General features: G+C 64.0%; 17 protein-coding genes. 6 read left to right on the top strand and 11 right to left on the bottom strand.

Going from position 1 to position 23,138, the window contains the following annotated elements; translation table 11 throughout:
- Window positions 1-266 precede the first annotated feature (266 nt).
- The 4 genes from J2T57_RS01045 to icd form a co-directional block, all read right to left on the bottom strand.
- On the bottom strand, window positions 267-2,210 hold the full coding sequence (locus J2T57_RS01045; RefSeq protein ID WP_253472915.1) for a translocation/assembly module TamB domain-containing protein: 1,944 nt from the start codon (window positions 2,208-2,210) through the stop codon (window positions 267-269).
- Between the two features lie 109 nt (window positions 2,211-2,319).
- The gene (gene pyrE, locus J2T57_RS01040) at window positions 2,320-2,961 is read right to left on the bottom strand and encodes an orotate phosphoribosyltransferase (protein ID WP_253472912.1); all 642 of its coding nucleotides are present in this window, start codon (window positions 2,959-2,961) and stop codon (window positions 2,320-2,322) included.
- A 19-nt stretch (window positions 2,962-2,980) separates the two neighbouring features.
- Window positions 2,981-5,623, bottom strand: a complete 2,643-nt coding sequence (gene ppc, locus J2T57_RS01035; RefSeq protein WP_253472909.1) for a phosphoenolpyruvate carboxylase — start codon at window positions 5,621-5,623, stop codon at window positions 2,981-2,983.
- A 135-nt stretch (window positions 5,624-5,758) separates the two neighbouring features.
- Window positions 5,759-7,519 (bottom strand): isocitrate dehydrogenase (NADP(+)), encoded by a 1,761-nt coding sequence (gene icd / locus J2T57_RS01030; protein WP_253472906.1) that lies wholly within the window; start codon window positions 7,517-7,519, stop codon window positions 5,759-5,761.
- A gap of 382 nt (window positions 7,520-7,901) precedes the next feature.
- Between icd and J2T57_RS01025 the strand changes: the two genes are divergently transcribed.
- Window positions 7,902-9,092, top strand: coding sequence for an acetyl-CoA C-acyltransferase family protein (locus J2T57_RS01025; RefSeq protein WP_253472904.1), 1,191 nt, complete (start codon window positions 7,902-7,904; stop codon window positions 9,090-9,092).
- 446 nt (window positions 9,093-9,538) lie between these two features.
- Complete coding sequence (locus J2T57_RS01020; protein WP_253472902.1) at window positions 9,539-10,345, top strand: exodeoxyribonuclease III; 807 nt, start codon at window positions 9,539-9,541, stop codon at window positions 10,343-10,345.
- A 16-nt stretch (window positions 10,346-10,361) separates the two neighbouring features.
- Here the strand turns inward: J2T57_RS01020 and J2T57_RS01015 are convergent, their stop codons facing one another.
- Complete coding sequence (locus J2T57_RS01015) at window positions 10,362-10,688, bottom strand: glutaredoxin family protein (RefSeq protein WP_253472900.1); 327 nt, start codon at window positions 10,686-10,688, stop codon at window positions 10,362-10,364.
- 119 nt (window positions 10,689-10,807) lie between these two features.
- On the bottom strand, window positions 10,808-11,800 hold the full coding sequence (gene trxB, locus J2T57_RS01010) for a thioredoxin-disulfide reductase (protein WP_253472898.1): 993 nt from the start codon (window positions 11,798-11,800) through the stop codon (window positions 10,808-10,810).
- A gap of 229 nt (window positions 11,801-12,029) precedes the next feature.
- Between trxB and J2T57_RS01005 the strand changes: the two genes are divergently transcribed.
- From J2T57_RS01005 to J2T57_RS00995, 3 genes are all read left to right on the top strand, one after another.
- A complete protein-coding gene (locus J2T57_RS01005; protein ID WP_253472896.1) occupies window positions 12,030-14,726 on the top strand; it encodes a cation-transporting P-type ATPase in 2,697 nt (898 codons plus the stop codon).
- On the top strand, window positions 14,696-16,114 hold the full coding sequence (locus J2T57_RS01000) for an AmpG family muropeptide MFS transporter (RefSeq protein WP_436262671.1): 1,419 nt from the start codon (window positions 14,696-14,698) through the stop codon (window positions 16,112-16,114). The genes J2T57_RS01005 and J2T57_RS01000 overlap by 31 nt, the downstream gene beginning before the upstream one ends.
- A 182-nt stretch (window positions 16,115-16,296) precedes the next feature.
- Window positions 16,297-16,698 (top strand): tetratricopeptide repeat protein, encoded by a 402-nt coding sequence (locus J2T57_RS00995; RefSeq protein WP_253472894.1) that lies wholly within the window; start codon window positions 16,297-16,299, stop codon window positions 16,696-16,698.
- Between the two features lie 401 nt (window positions 16,699-17,099).
- On the opposite strand, the gene J2T57_RS00990 is transcribed toward J2T57_RS00995, so the two are convergent.
- The 3 genes from J2T57_RS00990 to J2T57_RS00980 are packed head-to-tail and all read right to left on the bottom strand — an operon-like array spanning window position 17,100 to window position 20,381.
- On the bottom strand, window positions 17,100-18,224 hold the full coding sequence (locus J2T57_RS00990) for an aminotransferase class V-fold PLP-dependent enzyme (RefSeq protein ID WP_253472892.1): 1,125 nt from the start codon (window positions 18,222-18,224) through the stop codon (window positions 17,100-17,102).
- Between the two features lie 37 nt (window positions 18,225-18,261).
- The gene (locus tag J2T57_RS00985) at window positions 18,262-19,989 is read right to left on the bottom strand and encodes a potassium channel family protein (protein WP_253472889.1); all 1,728 of its coding nucleotides are present in this window, start codon (window positions 19,987-19,989) and stop codon (window positions 18,262-18,264) included.
- Window positions 19,990-19,997: 8 nt separating this feature from the next.
- Complete coding sequence (locus J2T57_RS00980) at window positions 19,998-20,381, bottom strand: DUF6394 family protein (protein WP_253472886.1); 384 nt, start codon at window positions 20,379-20,381, stop codon at window positions 19,998-20,000.
- 230 nt (window positions 20,382-20,611) lie between these two features.
- On the opposite strand from J2T57_RS00980, the gene J2T57_RS00975 reads away from it, so the two are divergent.
- Window positions 20,612-22,090, top strand: a complete 1,479-nt coding sequence (locus J2T57_RS00975; protein ID WP_253472883.1) for a response regulator — start codon at window positions 20,612-20,614, stop codon at window positions 22,088-22,090.
- Here J2T57_RS00975 and nfi read toward each other — a convergent pair.
- Both nfi and J2T57_RS00965 read right to left on the bottom strand, forming a co-directional pair.
- Window positions 22,083-22,793, bottom strand: a complete 711-nt coding sequence (gene nfi / locus J2T57_RS00970; RefSeq protein WP_253472880.1) for a deoxyribonuclease V — start codon at window positions 22,791-22,793, stop codon at window positions 22,083-22,085. The two genes, J2T57_RS00975 and nfi, sit on opposite strands and share 8 nt — an antisense overlap.
- Window positions 22,794-23,093, bottom strand: a complete 300-nt coding sequence (locus J2T57_RS00965; protein ID WP_253472877.1) for a DUF6763 family protein — start codon at window positions 23,091-23,093, stop codon at window positions 22,794-22,796.
- Between the last annotated feature and the right edge of the window lie 45 nt (window positions 23,094-23,138).

Genomic DNA, 23,138 nt, shown 5'->3' with positions numbered 1-23,138 from the left:
CCAGCCCCAACGAAGCCTCATGCAGGGTGCTGTTAGGCCGAAGGCCGTAACGCACCATGTAGACGGTGGTCAGTGGTCAGGCCATTCAGCCCCAATGCACAGACGGAGGTCGGGTGCGCCGCTCGGAGACCGTATGCGAGAGGGACCTCGCATACGAGCCCCCAGGGACGGGTTCACGGCGTGTCTCTGAGTGGCGCACCTGACCTCCGTTCCCCGATAAAACCTGCTGCGATACCCCTTGAAAGGGGCAGCCCCCCCTGGTGTCCTCACTGCGTCACCGTCCGCAGCTGCTCGAGCAGCGTTGGCCAATCCACATCCCGGGTGAAACCGATGACGTCGACTCTGGGTACGCCGGTGCCGCGAACCAGATAGTAGCCATCATCGTCCGCCGAGCCGACCCCACTCATGCGGCAGACGTCATCGCGCAGCCGGCACTGAATGCCGAGCCGCTGATATCGGAACTCGTCGAACAGTCGCAGGAAGGTCGAGGTGACCAGTGCGCTGCCGCCACCACCCAGGTCGGCGATATTCTCGATGGCCCGCTGACTGATGCGGCGCTGCGCGGTGGAGCCTGGCGTGCTGTAGAAGCGGGCATCGAAGGCCACCGGTTCCCAGTTCAGCAGCTCCAGGCCGGTGATATCCCCGTCCAGGCGCCCGGTAATGCGACCGAACTCGAAGGTGCTGGTGATCTGCCGCAGATCCAGTTCACGGAGTTGTATGTCCGTTTCCAGGACAGGAAAGCGCCCCATGGGCTCGTAGATCCGGAAGCGGGGAATGGTCAGCCTGCCGTCGAAGACTTCGGCTTCCAGCGTGCCGTCCAGATTGAGCACCCCGCCACGATAGGTCACGCTGGGCACGGTGCCGGAGAGGCGTCCACGCAGCAGCGGCCAACCCATGGCGCGACTGAGGGCAGGCAGCCCGATGGGGTCCAGCCTGGCCTGAACGCTGGCGGTGAAGTTGTCGCCGCCGAGCCCTGTGGCCTCGAGCTGCTGCAGGTGCAGCGTTCCATCCTCCACGGGCAGGCGGAACGGCCTGGTGAGGCGGAGGCTGTCGCCGGCCAGGGAGAAGTCCAGCCGTGCCTCGCCGAGTCCCAGGCGATAAAGCTCCGCCTGCTCCCAGCGAAGCACGCTGGGTGGCGGCGTGGCATGGCGGCTCCAGACAAGCCGACCACCCACGCCTTCAAAGGCATAGCGTTCCCGACGATCAGAGACAGTCACCGATGCCAGGTCAAGCTGAGCGTGGTCCGGCGTCCCTCTGTTCACGTCCAGATCGCCGGACAGGCTGCCCTCCATGTCCAGGCTGTCGAACAGCGTGCCGATGAGGAACGGCTGCAGATACGTGTCGTAGCCCGCCGGCAAGGTCAGGGCGTCTACGCGGAGTCTCAGCGACTGCAGGACGGGGTCTGCATCCCAGTCGAGTCTTGCCTGTCCACGACCGCGCAACAGCCCCGGCTGATCCACCCGCAATTGCTCCAGCCAGGTGCTGCCCCGCCGGTTTGTCATGGTGGCGACGATATCAGTGGGGTGGTTGTCCAGATCGAGCAGCACCGGGTCGAGGTAGGCGAGCCCGGAGCGGGCACGCAGGCGTAGCGTGCCGCGCTGCTCATCCCAGTCGCCCCGCAGCCCGAACACCGCGGTCAACGACAGGTTTTCCGTCGCCGTGCGCCCGTCGGGGCTTGCCACGGTAAGCCCCGTCCCGGAAATGACCAGGGTACCGCTGGTTGAGCCGTCCGGATCCAGGTTCACGGTGGCGTTGAGCCTGGCCTCGCCTTCGAGCCACCAATCCGCCAGGCCCGGGAGATCCTGCAGGGTGTCCAGCGCAACCGATGGCAGTGCGAGTTGCAGCGTCCCTCCATGGGCGGCGCTCCAGTCCAGGCCCAGGCGGACGGCATGGTCGTCGACAACGCCCTCCAGGGACACGGCCAGAGCGCCGCTGGCATGTTGTCGCCGGATATCGCCCCGCAGCTCCACGGTGGGCAGACCCGGGTCACTGATGCGGACGGAGGCCTCGCTGCAGTGGAGGGCGGCTGTAGTCAGTCGCAACGTCCCGCAGGAGACCTCTGTTGGCCCGAGCTCCTGGTCACCGATGCGGAGATTGCCGAGGCGAAGATGGCCGGAGGGGGCTGTGTCGGAGTTGCCAAGATCAAGTCGAACATCGATATCGCGTATGCCGAAGGCGGGATTACTCACGCCGCCGATGGTGAGACCCAACTTCTGTACGGCGCCCGTTGGCCACGGAAACAACAGGCTTAACAGCGCGACCAGGAAGATCGCGGCGACGCCGTTCCGCCGTCCGCAGAGGACGAGCCGGCAGGACGACTCAGGCGCCGTAGCGGCCGCGATAGTCGCGTATGGCCTCAAGCTCTTGCTGATAGTCTCCCATCTCCTCCAGCCAGGCGATGAGGTCTTCCAGATCGGCAATGGGGATGACCGGAACGCCCAGTTCACTCTCGACCTGTTGTACCGCCGAACTGTTCCCGCTGCCACGCTCCTTTCGGTCCAGCGCGATGGCGACCCCCGCCAGGCTGGCACCGGCCCCATGGATGAGATCCACCGATTCCCGGACCGAGGTTCCCGCCGAGATCACGTCATCGATGATGAGCACGCGGCCCTGTAGCGGGGCACCGACGATGACGCCACCCTCACCGTGATCCTTGGCTTCCTTGCGGTTGAATGCAAAAGGTATGTCCCGATGGTGTTCGTCGGACAGGGCAATGGCTGTCGCCGTGGCCAGTGGTATGCCCTTGTAGGCGGGGCCGTAGAGCATGTCGAAGCCAATACCGGACGTACTGATGGATTGGGCATAGTAGCGCCCCAGCGCCGCCACCGAGGCGCCGGTGTTGAACAGGCCGGCATTGAAGAAATATGGGCTGATACGTCCCGATTTCAGCGTGAACTCGCCGAACCGGAGCACGTTGCGCTTAAGGGCAAAGCGCAGGAAGTCATACTTGTAAGCATGCATGGATGGGGGTGATTCCTCTTTAACCCGTGTTGCGCATCCCGGCCGCGATGCCGTTGATGCAGACCTGTAGCGCCTTGCGCAGGTTCTCTTCCCGGCCGTGACGCACGCGATGCAACAACTCCACCTGCAAGCGGTTGAGTGGGTCCACGTAGGGGTTGCGCACATCCACCGAGCGCCTCACCACCGGGAAGTCGTCCAGCGGGCGCTCATGTTCGCTGACACGGAGCACGGCAGCCAGCGTCTCGCGATAGCGGTCGCGCAGGCTCGTGCCCAGGGGCTGCAACTCCGCCGGCACCAGTCGTTGATCATAGAGCCGGGCCACGTCCGGGTCACCCTTGGCCAGGACCATCTCCACCATGTCGATGAAGGCCCGGAAAAACGGCCACTCCTTGAACATCGTGCGGAGCTCGCCCTCGAGTCCGGTGTCATGTGCCATCCTGAGCGCTTCACCAACGCCCAGCCAGGCCGGTAGCAGCAGCCTTGTCTGGGTCCAGCTGAAGATCCACGGAATGGCACGCAGGCTCTCGACACCGCCCGAGGCCTTGCGTTTGGCCGGGCGCGAGCCGATGGTCAGGCCGCCGATTTCCTGCTCTGGCGTGGCCGCCCGGAAATAGGGAACAAAGCCTTCCGTTTCCCGGACCATGCCCCGGTAGGCCTTGACCGCCTCGGCGGAGAGCTGATCCATGATGCGCCGCCATTCCTGCTGAGGATCTGGCGGCGGCTGCAAGGTCGCCTCGAGCACGGCGGTTGTATAGAGCTCCAGGTTGCGAAGCGCAATGCCGGGCAGGCCGAACTTCGCCTGGATGACCTCGCCCTGTTCGGTGACGCGAATGCTGCCGTTCACCGATCCGGGCGGCTGCGAGAGTATGGCGGCGTGGGTCGGGCCACCGCCCCGGCCGATGGCGCCGCCCCGGCCGTGGAACAGGGTCAGCTTTACGCCGTTGCGGCGGCAGCAGGCCACCAGCTTTTCCTGGGTCTGGTACAAGGCCCAGGCCGCGGTGAGGTGTCCGGCGTCCTTGCCGGAGTCGGAATAGCCGATCATCACTTCCTGGTGGCCCTGGATGCGGTTCTTGTACCAGTCGATCTGCAGCAGCCGTTCCATGCTGCCCTCGGCGCCCTCCAGGTCCGCCAGGGTCTCGAATAGCGGCACCACGCGCAGGTAATGCTGGACGCCTGCCTCCTTCTGCAACAGTTCCACGGCAAGGATGTCCGAGGGTTTCGAGGCCATGGAAATCACGTAGGCACCCAGGCTGGCCGGGCCCTGTTCGGCAATCACACTGAAGGTGTCCAGCACCTCCTGCACATCGTCATCCGGCTGAAAGTCCCGGGGCATCAGTGGCCGCCGGCTTTCCAGTTCACGCACCAGGAATGCCTGCCGCTCGTCCTCGCTCCAGTCGCGGTAGGCACCGAGGCCCAGCGACTCGGTGATGGCATTCAGGGTTTCGGTGTGACGGCCGGCCTCCTGGCGTATGTCGATCCGCATCAGGGTAAGGCCGAAGCAGGACACACGCCGCAGCAGGTCCAGCAGACGGCCATCCGCCACCACGCCCGCGCCGCTGCGGTGCAGACTGTAGTAACAGTCCATCAGCGGTTTGCGCAGGGCGTCCACGTCCAGGAGGATCTCGCCTTCCGGCGGGTCACGCCCCTCCAGTTGGGCCTCGACCCAGCGCATGGTGAGGCGTAAACGTGCCCGCAGCCGCTTCAGCAGCACACGGTAGGGCTCCCAGGCGTCTCCCACCTGTTCGCGCAGATCGTCATCGGCACACTGCAGCGACAGTTCGCCGATCAGGGCGGTGACTTCCCGCTCATACAGGCTGGCAGCCATCCAGCGAGCCACCAGACAGGCCTCCCGGGTAACCCGTGCAGTGACCCGGGGGTTGCCGTCGCGGTCACCGCCCATCCATGAGCCGAAGCGGATCGGGGCCACGTCCAGCGGAAGGCCTTTCTCCGTGTAGCGTCGCAGACTGCGATCCAGCCGCCGTGCGTGGCGGGGCACCGCATCCCACAAGGTCTGCTCCACCACGGCGTAGCCCCAGCGGCACTCGTCAAGGGGCGTCGGCCTGCGCTGGCGAATCTCGTCGGTATGCCAAGCCGCGGTCACCTCCCGCTTCAGAGCTTCCTCGATGCCCTCGCGTTCTTCCGGCGTCAGGTCCAGACGGTCCTGGCGGTCCAGCAATTCGGCGATCCGGTTATGCTTTTGCAGCAGGCTGCGGCGGGTCACCTCGGTGGGGTGTGCGGTCAGGACCAGGCCGATCTGCATGTTGCAGACGGCGCTGTGCAGGTCTTCTGGCTGGGCGTGAGGGGTCAGCCGCTTGAAGGCCTCTTCCAGCGAGCCGCGTAGTGGCGCTGATTGCGGATCTGCCGCCCATGCGCGACTGCGGCGCACGCGGTGGTGCTGTTCACAGATGTTGGCCAGGTTCAGGAACTGCGAGAAGGCGCGAACTACCGGCATGATGTGTTCGTCGTCGAGGCCGGTCAGTGTGCTGTCCAGCCGCGCCGCGGATTCGTTGCTTCCGCTGCGCGCCTCCTTGGCAAGGTTGCGGATGGTCTCCACCACACGGAAGACGTTCTCACCTCCCTGCTCCATGAGTACCCGGCCCAGCAGGTCACCCAGCTGGCGAATGTTGTCCCTGAGAGGCTGATCCGTTTGCGGGCTGGTCATGCCTGCATCTCCTTTTGCCTGAAATCCCTGGGGTGGCGGGCGCAACCACAGCCTGCCGCTGTGGAAGCATGATGCCCGCAAAGCAGGCCGGCTGGAACCGGGGAGGTTCCAGCCGGCGGGTGGTGGTGGTGCGGTCTACTCGGGCAGGCCGAATTGCTCGACGCTGGCGAAGATATCGGTATCGGAAATGATGCCGATGGGTTCCTGTTCCTTGTCGATGACGGCGCAGCGACGGATATTGGTGGTCGCCATCTTGTCGGCACACTCGTGCAGCGTCATGTCGACGGGGACGGTGACCAGTGGCTTGGAAGCCACTTCGGATACCCGCACCGATGCCGGTGTCCGGTTTTTCGACACGATGCGGCTGATGACGTCGCGCTGGGTCATGATGCCCCACTCGCCAGCCGAATCCGGGCGGGTTATCACCGAGCTGATGCCCTTGTCGCGCATCAGGTGCATGGCGTCTTCAACCGTGGTTTCCGGCGGCACGGAAATGGGGTTGGGGTTCATCAGGTCACCCACGGTGTGGGGGATGCGCCCCGACGCGATCATCTCCTCCAGCGGCGAGGAGACCCGGCGCAACTCGCGGACCTTTCGATCCTGCTGGATGGCCTCGTCGCGCTGCTGCCGGTATTGCGCGATGTCCAGGCCGCCGTTGATCTGGTCGATGATTGCATTGGCGAACTGGCTGGTCTTCACTTCCGCGGCGCCTTCGATCTGGCGAGCGAAGTCGTAGGTGACGATCTTGCTGGTCACCACTTCCTGGTAGGCGGCGGTAATCAGGTCGGCCGCTTCCTGCCAGCCGATGTGCTCAAGCATCATCACGCCGGAGAACAGCAGGGAACCCGGGTTCACCTTGTCCTGGTTGGCATACTTGGGCGCGGTGCCATGGGTGGCCTCGAATACGGCGACGTTGTCGCTCATGTTGGCCCCCGGGGCGATACCCACGCCGCCCACTTCCGCAGCCACCGCGTCGGAGAGGTAGTCGCCGTTCAGGTTCATGGTGGCGAGCACGTCGAACTCGTTGGGCCGCAGCAGCATCATCTGGAAGATAATGTCGGCGATGCGGTCCTTGATGACCACCTTGCCGTCGGGGCGCTTGCCGCCGTAGGTGCTGTAGAGCTCTTCCTCGGTGATGGTGTGGTCGCCGAATTCCTCGCGGGCCAGTTCGTAACCCCAGGAACGGAAGGCCCCTTCGGTGAACTTCATGATGTTGCCCTTGTGCACCAGGGTGACGCTTTCGCGACCGTTGGCGATGGCGTACTGCACGGCCTTGCGCACCAGGCGCTTGGTGCCGAACTCGGAAATCGGCTTGACGCCGAGGCCGGCATCGTCGAAGAAGTTGGCGCCCATTTCGTTGCGCAGGAAGGCGGCCAGCTTTTTGTTCTCATCGCTTCCCGACTGGTATTCGATCCCTGCGTAGACGTCCTCGGTGTTCTCACGGAAGATCACCACGTCCACGTCTTCCGGCTTTTTCAGGGGTGACGGAACGCCGGCGTAGTGGCGCACCGGGCGCACGCAGGCGTACAGGTCCAGATCCTGGCGCAGGGAAACGTTCAGCGAGCGGAAGCCACCCCCCACCGGTGTGGTCAGCGGGCCCTTGATGGACACCAGCAGATCCTTCAGGGCGTTCTTGGTTTCCTCTGGGAAGTAGTTGCCGTCGTACAGGCCAGCGGCCTTTTCACCCATGTACAGCTCGGCCCAGTGGATCTTGCGCTTGCCACCGTAGGCCTTTTCCACCGCGGCGTCCCAGATCCGCATGGAGGCATTGGTGATATCAGGGCCGATACCGTCACCCTCGACATACCCAAGGATGGGGTTGTCCGGCACCTGGAGCTTGCCGTCTTTCGCAGTGATCTTCTGGCCGCTCTCGGGGTATTTGATGTGTCCTGTCATGGTTCCTCCTGTCTGAAGTTGGAGCCGCTGGCACGGATGCCCGTACGGGGCGAGCCGCCGGCGCTGCGATCAGCGGATGTGCGGTCCGGGCCCCTGCATGCCGCGATTCTCGCGTTGGCGCAGGCAGTGCAGAAGGTCAGGTGTGTGCTGTCCGAAAGCGTGTCCGCCGCCTTCGCAAACGGCGCCACATTTTGAACCACCGCCCCTGTACGATCAAGCTCTTGCGGCAATTGGCGCTGGCGCGTCATTTCCGGTCGCCCTGTCTGGTGGATCCTTCTCGGGATGCTCGACACTACTGTGGACAGGCACCTACAATGCCGCTCCAGCATGTGAAAACTCATTCATCGATCGACGGCTTTGGCTGTCGACAGGAGGTGTCACCATGAGCAGCAATCGCGAAGTCGTGGTCGTCGGCGCGACACGGACAGCAATCGGCACCTACGGCGGCGGGCTCAAGGACGTGCCTCTCGGTGATCTGGCCGCCTCCGTGCTGCGTGAATCCGTCGCCCGGGCAGGCGTCGATCCGGCGCAGATCGGCCACGTGGTTTTCGGCAATGTGATCCACACCGAACCCCGTGACATGTATCTGGCGCGGGTTGCCACCATCAACGGTGGTCTGCCGCAGAGCACGCCGGCGCTGACCTTGAACCGCCTGTGCGGCAGCGGCCTCCAGGCCATTGTTACCGCGGCCAGCTACATCCAGCTCGGCGAGGCCGATGCGGTGGTGGGCGGTGGCTGTGACGCCATGTCCCGCGCGCCTTACTGGCTGCCATCCGGTCGCTGGGGGCAGCGCATGGGCGATGGCACCATGCTTGATGCCATGGTGGGTGCGCTCACCGATCCCTTCGACAAGTGCCACATGGGCATCACCGCCGAGAATGTGGCGGAGAAGTGGGGTATTTCCCGTGAGGATCAGGACGCCCTAGCGGTGGAATCCCACCAGCGTGCCGCTGCCGCCATTGATGCTGGTCGCTTCAAGGACCAGATCATGCCGGTGGAGGTCAAGGGCCGGAAGGGCGTCACGGTGGTGGACACCGATGAGGGGCCACGACGCGATGTCACCCTGGAGAAGCTCGCGGGGATGAAGCCGGTGTTCAAGCGGGATGGCGGTTCCGTAACGGCTGGCAACGCGTCGTCGCTGAACGATGGCGCGGCGGCGGTGACCATGATGTCCGCCGATGCGGCGGAAAAGGCCGGCGTCAAGCCCCTGGCCCGCCTGGTAGGTGCCACCGTGGCCGCTGTCGATCCCAAGTACATGGGTATCGGGCCGGTGCCGGCGGTGCAGCAGTTGCTGGAGAAGACCGGCATAGCATCTGCCGATGTGGATGTCTGGGAAGTCAACGAGGCCTTCGCCGCCCAGGCGCTGGCGGTGGTGCGGGACCTCGACCTCGATCCGGCCAAGGTCAACCCCAACGGCAGCGGCATTTCCCTTGGTCACCCCATCGGTGCCACCGGCGCCAACCTCACGGTGAAGGCCGTCTACGAACTGCAGCGCACCGGCGGCCGCTACGCGGTGGTCACCATGTGCATCGGCGGTGGCCAAGGCATCGCTGCCCTGTTTGAGCGCTTATGACGCGGCGGGGCTGATCTGGCTCGATTTCGGTTGAGATGGTTTGGGATGCTTTTTGGGGGGGCTTCGATCGGGTCGGCTACGGGTGACTGGTCCGCGGACACGCCGTGAACCCATCCCTGGGGGCTTGTCGGCCGGGTCCCTCCGGCCGACAGTCCGCAGACCAGTCACCCGCATCCGACCTGCCTCGGGGGCCGCTTCAGGAGTTGGTAACGCCGCCCTCCCGTGCCCATGCCCCGGCGGCATGGCAGTGAGGCGTGCGATCCCCACGGACTGTCGGCGAGAGGGACCTCGCCGACAAGCCCCCAGGGACGGGTTTACGGCGTGTCCGTGGGGATCGCACGTCTCACTGCCGATCGAAGCCCCCAGTCACCACCGACCGTACCCAACCGGATCGAAGCCACCCTGCATACCAGAGTGCTAACCTGAAAAGAAACAGAATCAGACACATGCGAATCATTACATTGAACTGCAACGGGATTCGGGCGGCGGCCCGGAAGGGTTTCTTCGACTGGTTGCCGGAGCAGGACGCCGATATCGTCTGCTTGCAGGAGATCAAGGCCCAGGAAGATCAGCTGACGCCGGAACCGTTTTATCCGGACGGCTATCAGGCCTGGTACCACCCGGCCGAGAAAAAAGGCTACAGCGGCGTCGGGCTGTATTCCCGGGTTCCGCCGGACGAGGTCATCAAGGGCATCGGCTGGGATGAATTCGACGCCGAGGGAAGATTCATCGAGGCCCGTTTCGGCAAGCTCTCGGTCATTTCGTTGTACATGCCGTCCGGTTCATCCGGGGACGAGCGCCAGCAGGTGAAATACCGCGTCATGGACCACTTCATGGACCACCTGCTGAACTGGCATGCCTCCGACCGCGAATACATCATCTGCGGCGACTGGAACATCGCCCATCGCAAGCTTGATCTCAAGAACTGGCGCGGCAACCAGAAAAATTCGGGTTTTCTGCCGGAAGAACGTGCCTGGATGGATCAGTTGCTCGACGAACACGGATATGTAGATGCCTACCGTGCCCTGTATCCGGAGCGTGAGCAGTACACCTGGTGGTCAAACCGGGGGCGCGCCTGGGACAACAACACGGGGTGGCGCATCGACTACCAGATCGCCACGCCCGCGTTTAAACCCTTGCTGCGAGAGGCCAGCGTCTACACGGCGCAGCGCTTTTCCGATCACGCGCCACTGATCGTCGACTACCAGTGGCCAGAGTCACTCGGCGTGCAACGCAAGGTGCAAGCAGCCTGAGCCGCAGTGCCGGGTGTCACTTGGCGAAGCGGTCTTCCAGGTAGTCGATGATGGCCTGGGATTCATACAGCCAGCGGCTGTCACCATCCTGGGTGCGGATCATGAGGCAGGGCACCTTGCTGTGACCGCCGCCCTTGATCAACTGCTCACGAAAGGCGGGCACGGTGCGGATGTTGCGCCGTTCGATCTTGAGCCGCAGGCGCTCCAGTACGCGAATGACGCGAATGCAGAAGGCGCAGGTCTCGTAGTAGTAGAGCGCGAGATCATCTGTTTCACGATCGACGGTGCGCTGCTGTTCCGCACTACGTTGCACGACACGGGGATTGAGGGGGCTTGTGGTCATTGGTCCCTGTTGGGTTGCAGGAATTTACAGAACACTGACATATATGGTAGCGGCTCGGTGGCCGGAAGTTAACCGGTCACCGGGCATTTTCTGGAAATTGTTTCCAGATCAGTGTTTCCCTAGGCAGACGCGGTCTCCGTCTCGCTACCGGCCCGGGACCCCGCCTCCAGTGCATCCAGATATTTCTCGGCATCAAGGGCGGCCATGCAGCCCGTCCCGGCGGATGTCACCGCCTGGCGGTAGACGTGGTCCATGACGTCACCGGCGGCGAACACCCCAGGCGTGCTGGTTGCCGTTGCATTGCCCGCAAGGCCGCTCTGCACGCGAATGTAGCCGCCGGCCATGTCCAGCTGGCCTTCGAAAATGCCGGTATTGGGGGTATGGCCGATGGCAATGAACACGCCGGCCACAGTGATGTCCTGCGTGGTGCCGTCGGTACCCGTGAGGCGGGCGCCGGTGACCCCGGTCTCGTCCCCGAGCACCTCGTCAAGCTGATGGTTCCAGATAATGCTGATCTTTCCAGCATCGACCTTGTCCATCAGTTGGTCCTGCAGGATTTTCTCTGCCCGCAGGCTGTCCCGGCGATGCACCAGCGTCACGTGATCTGCGATGTTGGAGAGGTAGAGAGCCTCCTCCACGGCCGTATTCCCGCCGCCGATTACCGCCACTTTCTGGCCACGATAGAAAAAGCCGTCGCAGGTTGCGCAGGCCGAGACCCCCTTGCCCATGAACGCTTCCTCGGAGTCCAAGCCCAGATAACGGGCACTGGCGCCTGTGGCGATGATGAGCGCGTCACACGTATAGGTAGCCTGATCGCCGGTCAGACGGAACGGCCTGGATTCCAGGTCCACCGTGTTGACGTGGTCGAAGATGATCTCGGTACCGAAGCGCTCGGCGTGCTTGCGCATGCGCTCCATGAGGTCCGGACCCTGCAGGCCCTCTACGTCACCGGGCCAGTTGTCCACGTCCGTGGTGGTGGTGAGCTGACCGCCCATTTGCATCCCTGTGACCATCACCGGCTTGAGATTGGCTCGCGCCGCATAGACCGCTGCCGTGTAGCCGGCGGGGCCCGAGCCGAGAATGAGAAGTTTCTGATGCCTGATTTCGGTCATGTTGTGGTCTGCCAATGGCTGTTTGAATGGATGGTGGACACTTAAGTCAGTGCTTCCCTAAGTATGCCCGTGATCGCTGGCTAACGCCTGAACCGGTGGTCATGGGGTCGCCGTCGGCGGAAACCAAGGTGCGGCTTCCACCGACGGGTTGCGACGCGGTACGCCCTCGCGCCAGAGTGTAGGGCGTTTTTTCTGCAGGTTCTGTCAGTTTATCCGGGAGACCATGACCATGCGCCCGTCCGAAAAGCCCGCCCAGCAATGGCACGCAAAACCTGCCGATGAGGTGTTGGGTGCCCTGGAATCCGGGCCGCACGGGGTCGATGATGCGGAAGCGGCCCGGCGTCTTGAGGCGCACGGGCCCAATCGGTTGCCAACAGGGCGCCGGCGCACCCTGCTCGAGCGCTTCCTGCTCCAGTTCCACAACATGCTGATCTACGTGCTGCTGGCGGCCGCAGGCGTCACCGCACTGCTGGGGCATTGGCTGGATACGGCGGTCATCCTCGGCGTGGTGGTGATCAATGCTGTTATTGGCGTCATTCAGGAGGGCAAGGCAGAGAAAGCCCTGGATGCCATCCGCGACATGCTCTCGCCCCAGGCCACGGTGCTGCGCGGCGGACGCCGCGAGTCGCGCCCGGCGGAGGAACTGGTGCCGGGCGATGTGGTGGTACTGCAGTCTGGCGACAAGGTGCCGGCGGATCTGCGCCTGTTCAAGGTGCGTGATCTGCGGGTGGACGAGGCCATGCTCACCGGTGAGTCCGTGCCGGTGGAAAAGGCGACGGATGCAGTCGCCGGCGAGAGCGACCTGGGCGAGCGCGTCGGCATGGCCTACTCCGGCACGCTGGTCACCTACGGTTCGGCCCAGGGTGTGGTGGTGGAAACCGCCGGAGCCACGGAAATCGGCCGCATCAGCCGCATGCTCGAAGAGGTGGAGAGCATCACCACGCCGCTGCTCCGCCAGATCGAGACGTTCGGTCGCTGGCTGGCCCTTGCCATTGTCGGCCTTGCCGCCGCCACGTTCGCTTTCGCCTATCTGGCCCGGGATTATCCACTGGCCGAGGTCTTTCTGGCGGCGGTGGGTCTTGCGGTGGCGGCCATCCCAGAGGGGCTGCCGGCCATCATGACCATCACGCTGGCCATCGGCGTGCAGCGCATGGCGCAGCGCAACGCGATCATTCGCCGACTGCCGGCGGTGGAAACCCTGGGTTCCGTGACGGTCATCTGTTCCGACAAGACTGGCACGCTGACCCGTAATGAAATGACGGTGCAGAGCGTGGTGCTCGCCGACCGGCAGATCGACGTGAGCGGAGTTGGTTATGCACCCGAGGGCGGGCTCGCGGAGAACGGTGAACCCGTCGACCCCGAGGACATCCCCGCCCTGGCCGAGCTGTTTCGCGTGGCTTTGCTGTGTAACGACGCAACGGTCAAGCGGGACGGGGAGCAGTGGCGCATGGAAGGCGATCCGACAGAGGGGGCACTGGTCACCCTGGCCATGAAGGCGGGACTAGACCCAGCGACTTCCCATGAGGAACTGCCCCGGACTGATGCCATTCCCTTCGAGTCGGAACATCGCTTCATGGCGACCCTTAACCACGATCATTCCGGCAATGCGCTGATACTGCTGAAAGGCGCGCCGGAGCGGGTGATCGAGATGTGTGCCGAGCAGCAGGGCAGTGACGGGCCCATGCCCATCGACCGGGATTACTGGGAGGCACGCATGGCCGAGATCGCCGATGCCGGTCAGCGGTTGCTGGCCCTGGCGGCCAAGCCCGGCAGAAGCGATCAGTCTGCCCTGCAGTTCGATGATGTGAACGATGGGCTGGTGCTGCTCGGCCTCGTGGGCATTATCGACCCACCGCGGCAGGAGGCCATCGAGTCAGTGGCCACCTGTCAGCAGGCCGGCATCCGGGTCAAGATGATCACCGGTGATCATGGCCGCACGGCCAGGGCTATTGGCGCGGCGCTTGGGATCGGCGATGGCGAACGGATGGTCACTGGTGCCGAGATCGAGGAACTGGATGATGAGCAGTTACGGGATCTGGTGGCGCAGACCGACGTCTTCGCCCGGGCCAGCCCGGAACACAAGCTCCGTCTGGTGCGTGCCCTGCAGGCCTCGGGTGAAGTTGTGGCGATGACCGGGGACGGTGTCAATGACGCCCCGGCGCTCAAGCGCGCCGACGTGGGCGTTGCCATGGGCATGAAGGGCACGGAGGTCTCCAAGGAGGCCAGCGCCATGGTGCTGGCGGACGACAACTTCGCTTCTATCGCCCGTGCCGTGGAGGAAGGGCGGACGGTCTACGACAATCTGCGCAAGGCACTCCTGTTCCTGTTGCCCACCAATGGCGGTCAGGCCGGCGTGATCGTCCTGGCCGTGCTTGCCGGGCTGATGTTGCCCATCACGCCGGTACAGATCCTCTGGGTGAACATGGTCACTGCGGTGACTCTCGGGTTGGCCCTGGCTTTCGAGCCCACCGAGCCGGGTGTCATGCGGCGCCCGCCCCGTCCACCTTCGGAGCCCATCATTACGCGGTTTCTGCTATGGCGCATCGGGTTTGTCTCCACCCTGCTGGTGATCGCCACCACCGGCATGTTCCTGGGGTATCTGGCCGAAGGTGAAGAGGCCCTCGCCCGTACGCTGGCGGTGAACACCCTGGTGGTGTGTCAGGCTTTCTACCTGGTCAGTGCCCGGTTCGTGAATACCCCCGCCATCAGCAGTGGGCTATTGCGTGGCAATGTCTGGGTGCCGGCCTCCATCGCGGGCATACTGGTGCTGCAACTGGCCTTTACCTATGCTCCGCCCATGCAGCTATTGTTCGATACGCGCCCACTGGCAGCCAGCCATTGGGCACTGATGCTGATGGCCGGCTTCCTGGTGTTCGTGGTGGTTGAACTGGAGAAATGGATAATGATGTCCCGGAGCCGGGGTTGAGCACGGCAGTGCCTCGTCCGGGGCGGCGCGAATTGCTGGGCGTTTACATGCACCCCCGGGTGGTGGGCATGGCATTCCTTGGTTTCGCTGCCGGGCTGCCGCTATTGCTGGTGGGCGGCACCTTTACCGCCTGGCTGCGGGACCTGGGCGTGGAACTCGCAGCCATCGGTTTTCTCAGCTGGGTGGGCCTCGCCCACAGCATCAAGATCCTGTGGGCGCCGGTGGTGGATCGACTGCCGCTGCCCGTGCTGACCCGGATTTTCGGCCGCCGTCGCGCCTGGATCCTTCTTGCCCAGGTACTGATCGCCATTTCGCTGCTCGGTATCGCGACCACAGACCCGACTCGACAGCTCTGGCTGGTGGCGGTCTGGGCGGTCGTCACTGCCTTCGCCTCCGCGACCCAGGATATTGCCGTCGACGCCTACCGTGTCGAGGCGGTCAGTCGACAACGCCAGGGCGCCATGGCGGCCACCTACGTCACCGGTTACCGGGTTGCGCTGCTTGCCGCCGGTGCCGGGGCATTGCATATCGCCGCCGTGGGAAGCTGGAGCCTGGCCTACGGTGCGATGGCTGTGCTGATGGGGGTGGGTATTGTCACCACCCTGATCATTCGTGAACCTGAAGTTCAGGTCAGCGCCACGACCCGGCAACTGGAAAAGCGCGTGCTGGACTACCTGGCGGTAACCAGTCACCAGGGGCTGCGCCGGGACCTGGGTGCCTGGTTCATTGGTGCCGTAATCTGCCCGTTCGCCGACTTCTTCAGGCGCTACGGGCTGGCCGCCCTGGCTGTGCTGGTGTTCATCGCCACCTTCCGTATCAGTGACATCTTCATGGGGGTGATGGCCAACCCCTTTTATCTCGATCTGGGTTTCAGCATGCGTCAGATCGCCAATGTGGCCGCCGCCTTCGGCCTGGCGATGACGCTGACCGGCGCTGCCCTGGGTGGCGCCCTGGTGGCGCGTTTCGGCATTGCACCCATGCTGATCTTCACCGCCGTCATGGCGCCTGTGACCAATCTCACCTTTTCCTGGCTCGCTTTGCTGGGCCCGGAAGTCTACGGGTTGGTGATCGCCATCGTTGCCGACAACATCACCGGCGGCATGGCCATTGCCGTGTTCATCGCCTACTTGTCCAGCCTGACCAATACGGCGTATACGGCAACCCAGTACGCACTGTTCAGCTCGGTAATGACCCTGCCCGGCCAGTTCCTCGGTGGTTTTACGGGGGTGGTAGCGAGTCAGGTCGGTTGGTTCTGGTTCTTCGTCAGTTCGGCGGCAATCGGCTTGCCGGCAATCCTGCTGGCGATCTTGCTGGTGCGCATCGCACACCCGGATCGTATGCCGCGTGCTCTGGGTGCCGAGGTGGATCAGGTGCCTGACGCAAAGTGACACTCCCTGACACCTGGTGCCGTTGCCGGTTGCCCCATAGCGTCAGTTGTCGATGGTGGCATGTGATTCGAAATCTCCTAAGCTAATGATAATGCAAAAATTGTAATACTTGGCCCGGTTCCTGCTTTCTAATCTGGCAGAAAGGCAGGTGTAGCCTGCATCGATCACCGGGGGGAAAGACCATGATGAACAGTGCAGAAGTGGCGGTGGCGGCCTACCAGATCGGACGTCGCTACGAAATGGGTGACGGTGTGGATATCTGCATGGAGACTGCAGCCCGTTTCTACCGCCAGGCCGCCATGCGGGGTATGTCCGAGGCACAGCATGCGCTGGGCTTTCTGCACGCCACGGGGCAGGGTGTAGAGCGTAACGAAAAGCTCGCCGCCCGTTGGCTGCACAGCGCCGCCGAGCAGGGCCACCCGGATGCGCAACACAACCTGGCGGTGATGTATGCCGAAGGCCGCGGCATTGAGGAAAATTACGGCGAAGCGATTCGCTGGTTCTACCGGGCAGCCATGAATGGCAGCCGCTATGCCAAAGAATATCTCGATAGCCAGGCAGACACCGGCAGCCGGGCAGGCTAAAGCCTGGAACGGAAAATCGAGAAAAATAATTACAGGGTGGGCATGGTGTTGTGGCCCCGCGGAAACGCGGGGCTTTTTTTTCGTTTGTCGGCAGTTCAAGGGATCGGCGGGTTACGCGCCGTGGGCTAACAGCACCCCGACGGATGATATCGGGGAACGTCGGTCCGGTACGCCGCTCATGGACACGCCGTAAACCCATCCCTGGGGGCTCGACAGCGACATCCCTGTCGCTGACGGTCCATGAGCGGCGAACCGGACCGACGTTTGTGCCTTTGGCCTGGGGCGGGCGAAACCACCGCCATCGCGGTACGTTACGGCCTTCGGCCTAACACACCCTACGTGTGGCCGTGCGCGCTGCTGTAGGGTGCTGTTAGCGCGCAGCGCGTAACGCACCGCAACTCTTACAAGCTGCGCAAAGCCTCCTCGAGTTTATCCACCGTGCGGTCAATGTGGCCAAGTTTGTCGAGGCCGAAAAGCCCGATACGGAAGGTCTTGAATTCGGGCGGCTCGTCGCACATCAGTGGAACGCCCGCTGCGGTCTGCAGCCCCACGGCAGCGAACTTGCTGCCGTTCTTTATGAGGTCGTCCTCGGTGTAGCTGACCACAACGCCCGGGGCCTCGAAGCCCGTTGCCGCCACGCTGGGATAGCCGAAATCCTTGAGCAAGGTGCGAACCCGCCGGCCCAGCTCCTGCTGCTGTTCCTTGACCTTGCCGAATCCCCTGTCGCGGGTCTCGTGCATGGCATCGCGGAATTGCGCCAGGGAATCCGTGGGCAGGGTGCCATGATAGGCGTGGCCGCCGGCCTCGTAGGCCTGCATGATCTGCCGCCACTTGAGCAGATCGCAGGCGTAGCTGCTGCTTGGCCGTTCGCTCATGACCCGTTCGCCCTCCGCGCTCAACATCACTAGCGCACTACACGGGGAAGCGCTCCAGCCCTTTTGCGGTGCGCTGATCAGCACATCCACGCCACAGGTCCGCATATCCACCCAGATCGCGCCAGAGGCGACGCAATCCAGCACCATGATGCCGCCCACGTCGTGGACGGCTTCGGCAACCGCCTTGATGTAATCATCCGGCAGAATGATGCCGGCAGAGGTCTCGACATGGGGTGCAAACACCACCTCGGGACGCTCCCGCCGTATGGTCTCTACCACGGTTTCCAGGGGAGCCGGCGCATAGGCTGCTTGATGCCCGTCGTGGACCGGGCGGGCCTTGAGCACGATTTCCTCGGACGGAATCCGGCCCATCTCCAGGATCTGGGTCCAGCGGTAGCTGAACCAGCCGTTGCGAATCACCAGGCAGCGTCGTCCGCTGGCAAACTGTCGCGCCACCGCCTCCATGCCGAAGGTGCCACCGCCGGGTACGAGTACCACCGCCTCCGCGCCGTAGACGTCGCGCAGCCCCTTGGATATGTCGAGCATCACCTTTTGAAAGGCGCCCGACATGTGGTTCAGGGAGCGGTCGTTGAAGACCACCGAGTACTCGAGTAGGCCGTCAGGATCGACAATCGGGACCAGTGTGGACACGGTCTTCCTCCGCTATGGCAACGCTTCAGTATGCGCTCTATTGTTCACGCTGTGACGCCATCGGTCGAGCCCTGATCCGTGATGGCGTCAAACGCCGCCAGAGCCAACCTTCCGGGCGCATTTCCCCGGTCATGACATAGCGCAGGGTGTTCGGGTTCCTGACCACGCCGCGCATGAGGCCAAGCGCCTTCTCCGTGCCGCAGAATACCAGTCGGTCACCGGATTCGAGAGAAGTGTCCGCTGTCGGCAAAAGATGGCTGTCGTCCTCCCGCTGCAGCATCAGCGGCACCATGTCCAGCGCTTGATCCCGACGCCGGGGATCGCGGCAGATGTCGCCGACGGTCACCGCGTTTCCGTCCTCCAGCGCGTCTACGACGCTAGGTGTTCGCGCCGCGCTGATCCGCACCGTCCAGCATTCAGGGGTCTTGCCGCTGGACACCGCAGCAATGCGCTCTGCCAGGTCCGCGTTCCAGGCATTGCTCTGCGCCCGTGCCTGATCGAGGAAACTACCCAGTAGGGGTGCGTTGAGCACGGACAGCGCCTTGCTGGCGATGATGTAGCTGGGTTTGACCAGTAACTCGGGCCTGGCTGCCTGGAACAGGGCCTTGTTGCCCAGCGCATTCTCCCGCGCCACCAGGTAGAGATCCGGCTTGATGTCCCTGGCCGTCATGATGATGGAGAGGTTATCGGCATCGTCGGCGGTTCCAGCCAACAGGGCGGTAGCCTGATCGATGCCAGCGGCGCGCAGGGTGTTGGCCTCGGTGCCTTTGCCCTTGACCGAGCCTGGCGGGCAGCCGTTGCGCTCCGGCGTCTCGTCAATAATCACGGTTTCCACACCCACGCTTTCCAGGGCTTCGCGGACGGCGTGGCCGAGTCGGCCGTAGCCGCAGATGATCCAGGTCCCCGCCGGCGGAGAGGGGTGCTCTGCCAGAGTTGTGTGGGGTATGCCCGAGAGCCAGTCATATACGCGGTGGGTGTCCGGGGCGCGAATGGCCAGCGCCAGGCGGTCGGCAAAGGCGGCGTAGGCGTTGATGATCACATCGGTGCCGAAAGATGCCATGTTGGCGGCAGTTTCCTGTCGCTCGGCACGGCACAGGACTGGTAGACCGGCACTCAACAGTTTGCTGCTGATGGCGATCTTGAGGTTCACATGATCGTCGTCCGTCACCGCCAGCACTCCCATGCACCAGCGATGCCCGAGGCCGGCTGCCTGCAGGTTGTCCGGAATCCTGGCATCGGTGCAGAAGGCGGGTACGTGCACACCCAGTTCCCGCAGATTCAGGTCGTCGATGCGACTCTGCAGATCGTCCACCACAACCACCCTGCGGCGGCGTTCTGTCAGTGCGCGAACCAGCAGGCGGCCGGTGTCACCGAAGCCGCAAACCAGCCAGAACGGCTCGGTCAGGCTTTGGACGCTGCGGTTCAGCTGACTGCGGGTCAAAGCCGCGCGGAAGGTCTGATCCTGGATCAGCGAGATGATTGTTCCGACAGAGTAAAGCCAGGCGATCACCGTCAGATAGATGCTGACTATGGTCCAGAGTCGCTGGGCGCCGGAGAATTCGTAGGGAACTTCGCCGAAGCCGATGGTCGAGCCGGTATAGCTCACCACATAGAAGGCCTCGAAAAAGCCCATGCGCCAAGGGTTGCCTGCGTCATCCACCCCCGGCATCAGTGTAAAGCCCACGACGGCGATGGCGTAGGCGCTGATCAGCACGATCAACGGTGGGCGGAGCCGCCGCAGGACCAAAAGGATGGCGCTGCTCACGACAGGCGTCAGCGTTGCAGGCTGACCGTTTCCACGGTCAGCAGCACGGCGGAGAGCAGGTTGGCGAGCAAGGCGCCGCCGGACAGTGAGACGATGCTCGCCATCACCGCCGGTGTCATGCCGGCATCACTGACATGTACGGCGACTGCCCACACCACGGCGGCGGCGATGAGCTGGAGATCCGCCACCAGGCTCGCCGCGAGGAGGACTGCACCGATCTGCGTGCGTTCGCCGAATTTCATCACCGTGGCGATCAGGCTGACCACGATCGCGGCGAACAGCTCGTAAACGTTGTGATGATCCGGGTTATCGATTTCGCCAATGAAGAAACCGAAGTTCAGGGTCAGCGCGAGCAGTATGAAAAAGCCGAATATCACTTTCTCCAGGTTCATCGCTGGCTGGTCTCCTCCTCGGTTCCGTCGACACGGATCAGCTCATCGAGCGGATGCCGCGTGGCCTTTCAACAACGTTAGCATGCGGTTGGCGGTCGGGCTTCCCTTGTCGAGCGCGGCGCCGTGAATACTTCAGCGCTTCCCTTGTGCGGTGATGTGAAGCGTGACTCACCTTGCCCGCGGCAAAGATGGGATAGTGTGGCCTCGATGCAGGGCGCGAGAGGGTGGGCATGGCAATCAGCAAGGCGCTGGTGGTGGACGATTCGCGGCTGGCGCGGGTGGCATTGAGCAAGATGCTTACGCGCCGTGGCTTGCACGTGGACACCGCCGACTGTGGTGGCGATGCGATTGAATTCCTGCGCAGCCAGTCGCCGGATGTGGTGTTTCTGGACTACATGATGCCGGACATGGACGGCTTCGAGGCGGCGGAAGCAATCAACCGCCTGCGCGGCGAGCGTGCGCTGCCACTGGTCATGTATACGTCCCAGGACAGTGATGAGGATCGACGTCGCGCCCGGGAGCTCGGTATCTGCGGTTTTCTCTCCAAGCCCACCAGCGACCAGGGTCTGGACGCGGTTTTACAGGAACTGAGCCGCTGGAGGCCGCCAGAGCCTGCGGCGAACGTTGCCGTCGTGCCTGAGCCAGAGCAGGTCCTGTCGCCGGAGCCTGTGCAAGCGGCAAAGCCCGAGCCAATGCCGGAAGCAGCTGCACCATCTGCCGATCCGGCACCCATGGCGGCGAGCCAGGAAATGACGCAGCCGCCGGCGTCGGGGTTGGACGAAGCCGCCGTGCGGGACATTGCCGTCGCCGTGGTTCATGAGCGCGTTCGCGAACTGGCCCGTGACGTGGCCGCTGATGTTGCCCGGGATGCCGCCCGCGACGTGGCCGACACGGCAGAGCAACGCCTGCAGGCTGCACTGGCGGCGCTGGACGAGCGCTGGCGGGGAGAACTGGACAAGACCGGAGAGGATTGGCGAGACGGTCTCAAGGGTTTTGGCGACAGTGTTCATGAGGCCGCCACCGAGGCCGCGACCCTGGCTGCGCAGCAGTCGTCGGAACGCCTGGCGGCGGAAACCGAGCAATCCCTGCTTGAGCAGCTTTACCGGCTCATTGGCGACCAGAAACCGGCTGCGGCGGACACCGTCGAACTGGAACAGCGCCTGCGTGAACAGTTACTCAGCGAGGCGCGGGCCGCCGCGGAAGAGGTGGCTGCGCCCATTGCCCGCCAGAATGCCGGTGTCACGGCCACCGAAGTGTCCCGGGAGATGGCGACCAGGGTTGCGGAGGAGTCGGCCCGACGCGTCGCGGAAGATGCAATGATCGCCATGCGCGAATCCATGCCGGATGCCGTCGATGACATCGACCAGCGCGCCGTCGAAGCGGTTACATCGGCCATTGCGCAACTGACAGGGCGAGAGGATTTCCGTGCCCAGGTGCTGGCCGCCGTGGGCGAGCATGCGGTGCCCCGGCTCAAGAATCAGCTGGATCACTGGGTGGAAGAGCGGGCGCGCAACGCAGTCGATCATCTTGTGGCGGAACGCCTCGAGCGTACGGTCGACGCCATGGTGCGGGAGGCGGTTGCCGCCAGCGCCGAGGCCGCGGCCCGAGAGGCCCACGCCCTGCACGCCCGCTCCCGGCGACAGATAAACATTGCCGGCGCCATGCTTGGTGCCGGGGTGGTGACGGCCATGGTGCTGGCTTTTATCTAAGCGCCGGCCGGATCGGGATCGGGCCGCGGGAGGCCCGGTCGGCCGCCCGTATGGGTTCTGGCAGCCGATACCGACTGAGGGTTCCTAGCACCCAGTCCATCGAGTCGGCGTGATCCACCAGGTGGCCGGGTGAGACGTAGACCGGCCGCACCCCTGTGCGGGTTCGCAGCACCGTGCCGATTCGCTCACCCCGGTCCATCAGCGGCGTATGGCAGCCCTTGTCCTGCCCCGGGTCTTCATGGCATCCGACCAGGCGGCTTTTCCCCACCCCGATTGCCGGCCGGTTCAGCCACAGACCGAGATGGCTGGCGATCCCCAAGCGGCGGGGGTGGGCGATTCCCTGGCCGTCGCAAAGCAGCAGATCGGGCTTTTGGGCCAGCTGTTCCATTGCCCCGAGCACCGCCGGCATCTCGCGGAATGACAAAAGGCCAGGCACATAGGGAAAGACGCAGGGCTGGCGGTGGATGACCGTCTGCACATGGTTCATCGCGGGATAGTCGAACAGGCTGACAACGGCGCGCAGATGGCCGTTCGCCTCGATCCCGCAGTCGATGCCGGCAACGGTCTCGGGTTGCCCCTGCAGTGGTGTCAGACAGATGCGTTCGGCAAGCCGGCCCTGCAGTTGGCGTGCCTCAGACGCCGACAGTTCCCAGCCGTGTAGCGACGGCCTCAGGTCCGGCGCTCCGAGCTCTTTCCCAGACACCTAGAAACGGTCGAGATCGGGACCATCCAGGGGGTTATGGCTGTCCAGCCTGTAGGCGGAGTCGCTGTCAGTACCGTAGTCCTCCCGGGCCAGGTCCAGCGAGCCGCTGTAATCCTCGGGTGGCTCCACCGCCATGAGCTCCAGTTCCAGCCACGTCTCCATGTCCAGCTCTTCGATGGCGCCGTCGAAATACTGGATTTCCACCGTCCCTTCCCGGCTATCCAGGGCCACCACCTCGAACAGGTCGCCGCTCGCGGTCTCATACCAGTCGCCGATCTCCGGCCTGTACTGAATGCCCATTGCGCTCCTCCTCCGCAACGTGCTGGCGGTATCTGATCGCTAGTC

The sequence above is a fragment of the Natronocella acetinitrilica genome (genome assembly GCF_024170285.1).
GTDB classification, from domain to species: domain Bacteria; phylum Pseudomonadota; class Gammaproteobacteria; order Nitrococcales; family Aquisalimonadaceae; genus Natronocella; species Natronocella acetinitrilica.
The sequence above is the reverse complement of the archived record's forward strand: the minus strand, read 5'-3'. Positions and strand labels throughout refer to the sequence as shown.

Bases quoted from the DNA above. Each gene is read 5' to 3' on its own strand.
- icd (WP_253472906.1), bottom strand. From the start codon at position 7,519: ATGACAGGACACATCAAATACCCCGAGAGCGGCCAGAAGATCACTGCG.
- J2T57_RS01000 (WP_436262671.1), top strand. From the start codon at position 14,696: ATGGATAATGATGTCCCGGAGCCGGGGTTGAGCACGGCAGTGCCTCGT.
- J2T57_RS01020 (WP_253472902.1), top strand. From the start codon at position 9,539: ATGCGAATCATTACATTGAACTGCAACGGGATTCGGGCGGCGGCCCGG.
- J2T57_RS00975 (WP_253472883.1), top strand. From the start codon at position 20,612: ATGGCAATCAGCAAGGCGCTGGTGGTGGACGATTCGCGGCTGGCGCGG.
- J2T57_RS01005 (WP_253472896.1), top strand. From the start codon at position 12,030: ATGCGCCCGTCCGAAAAGCCCGCCCAGCAATGGCACGCAAAACCTGCC.
- pyrE (WP_253472912.1), bottom strand. From the start codon at position 2,961: ATGCATGCTTACAAGTATGACTTCCTGCGCTTTGCCCTTAAGCGCAAC.
- ppc (WP_253472909.1), bottom strand. From the start codon at position 5,623: ATGACCAGCCCGCAAACGGATCAGCCTCTCAGGGACAACATTCGCCAG.
- J2T57_RS00965 (WP_253472877.1), bottom strand. From the start codon at position 23,093: ATGGGCATTCAGTACAGGCCGGAGATCGGCGACTGGTATGAGACCGCG.
- J2T57_RS01025 (WP_253472904.1), top strand. From the start codon at position 7,902: ATGAGCAGCAATCGCGAAGTCGTGGTCGTCGGCGCGACACGGACAGCA.
- trxB (WP_253472898.1), bottom strand. From the start codon at position 11,800: ATGACCGAAATCAGGCATCAGAAACTTCTCATTCTCGGCTCGGGCCCC.
- J2T57_RS00980 (WP_253472886.1), bottom strand. From the start codon at position 20,381: ATGAACCTGGAGAAAGTGATATTCGGCTTTTTCATACTGCTCGCGCTG.
- J2T57_RS01015 (WP_253472900.1), bottom strand. From the start codon at position 10,688: ATGACCACAAGCCCCCTCAATCCCCGTGTCGTGCAACGTAGTGCGGAA.
- J2T57_RS00995 (WP_253472894.1), top strand. From the start codon at position 16,297: ATGATGAACAGTGCAGAAGTGGCGGTGGCGGCCTACCAGATCGGACGT.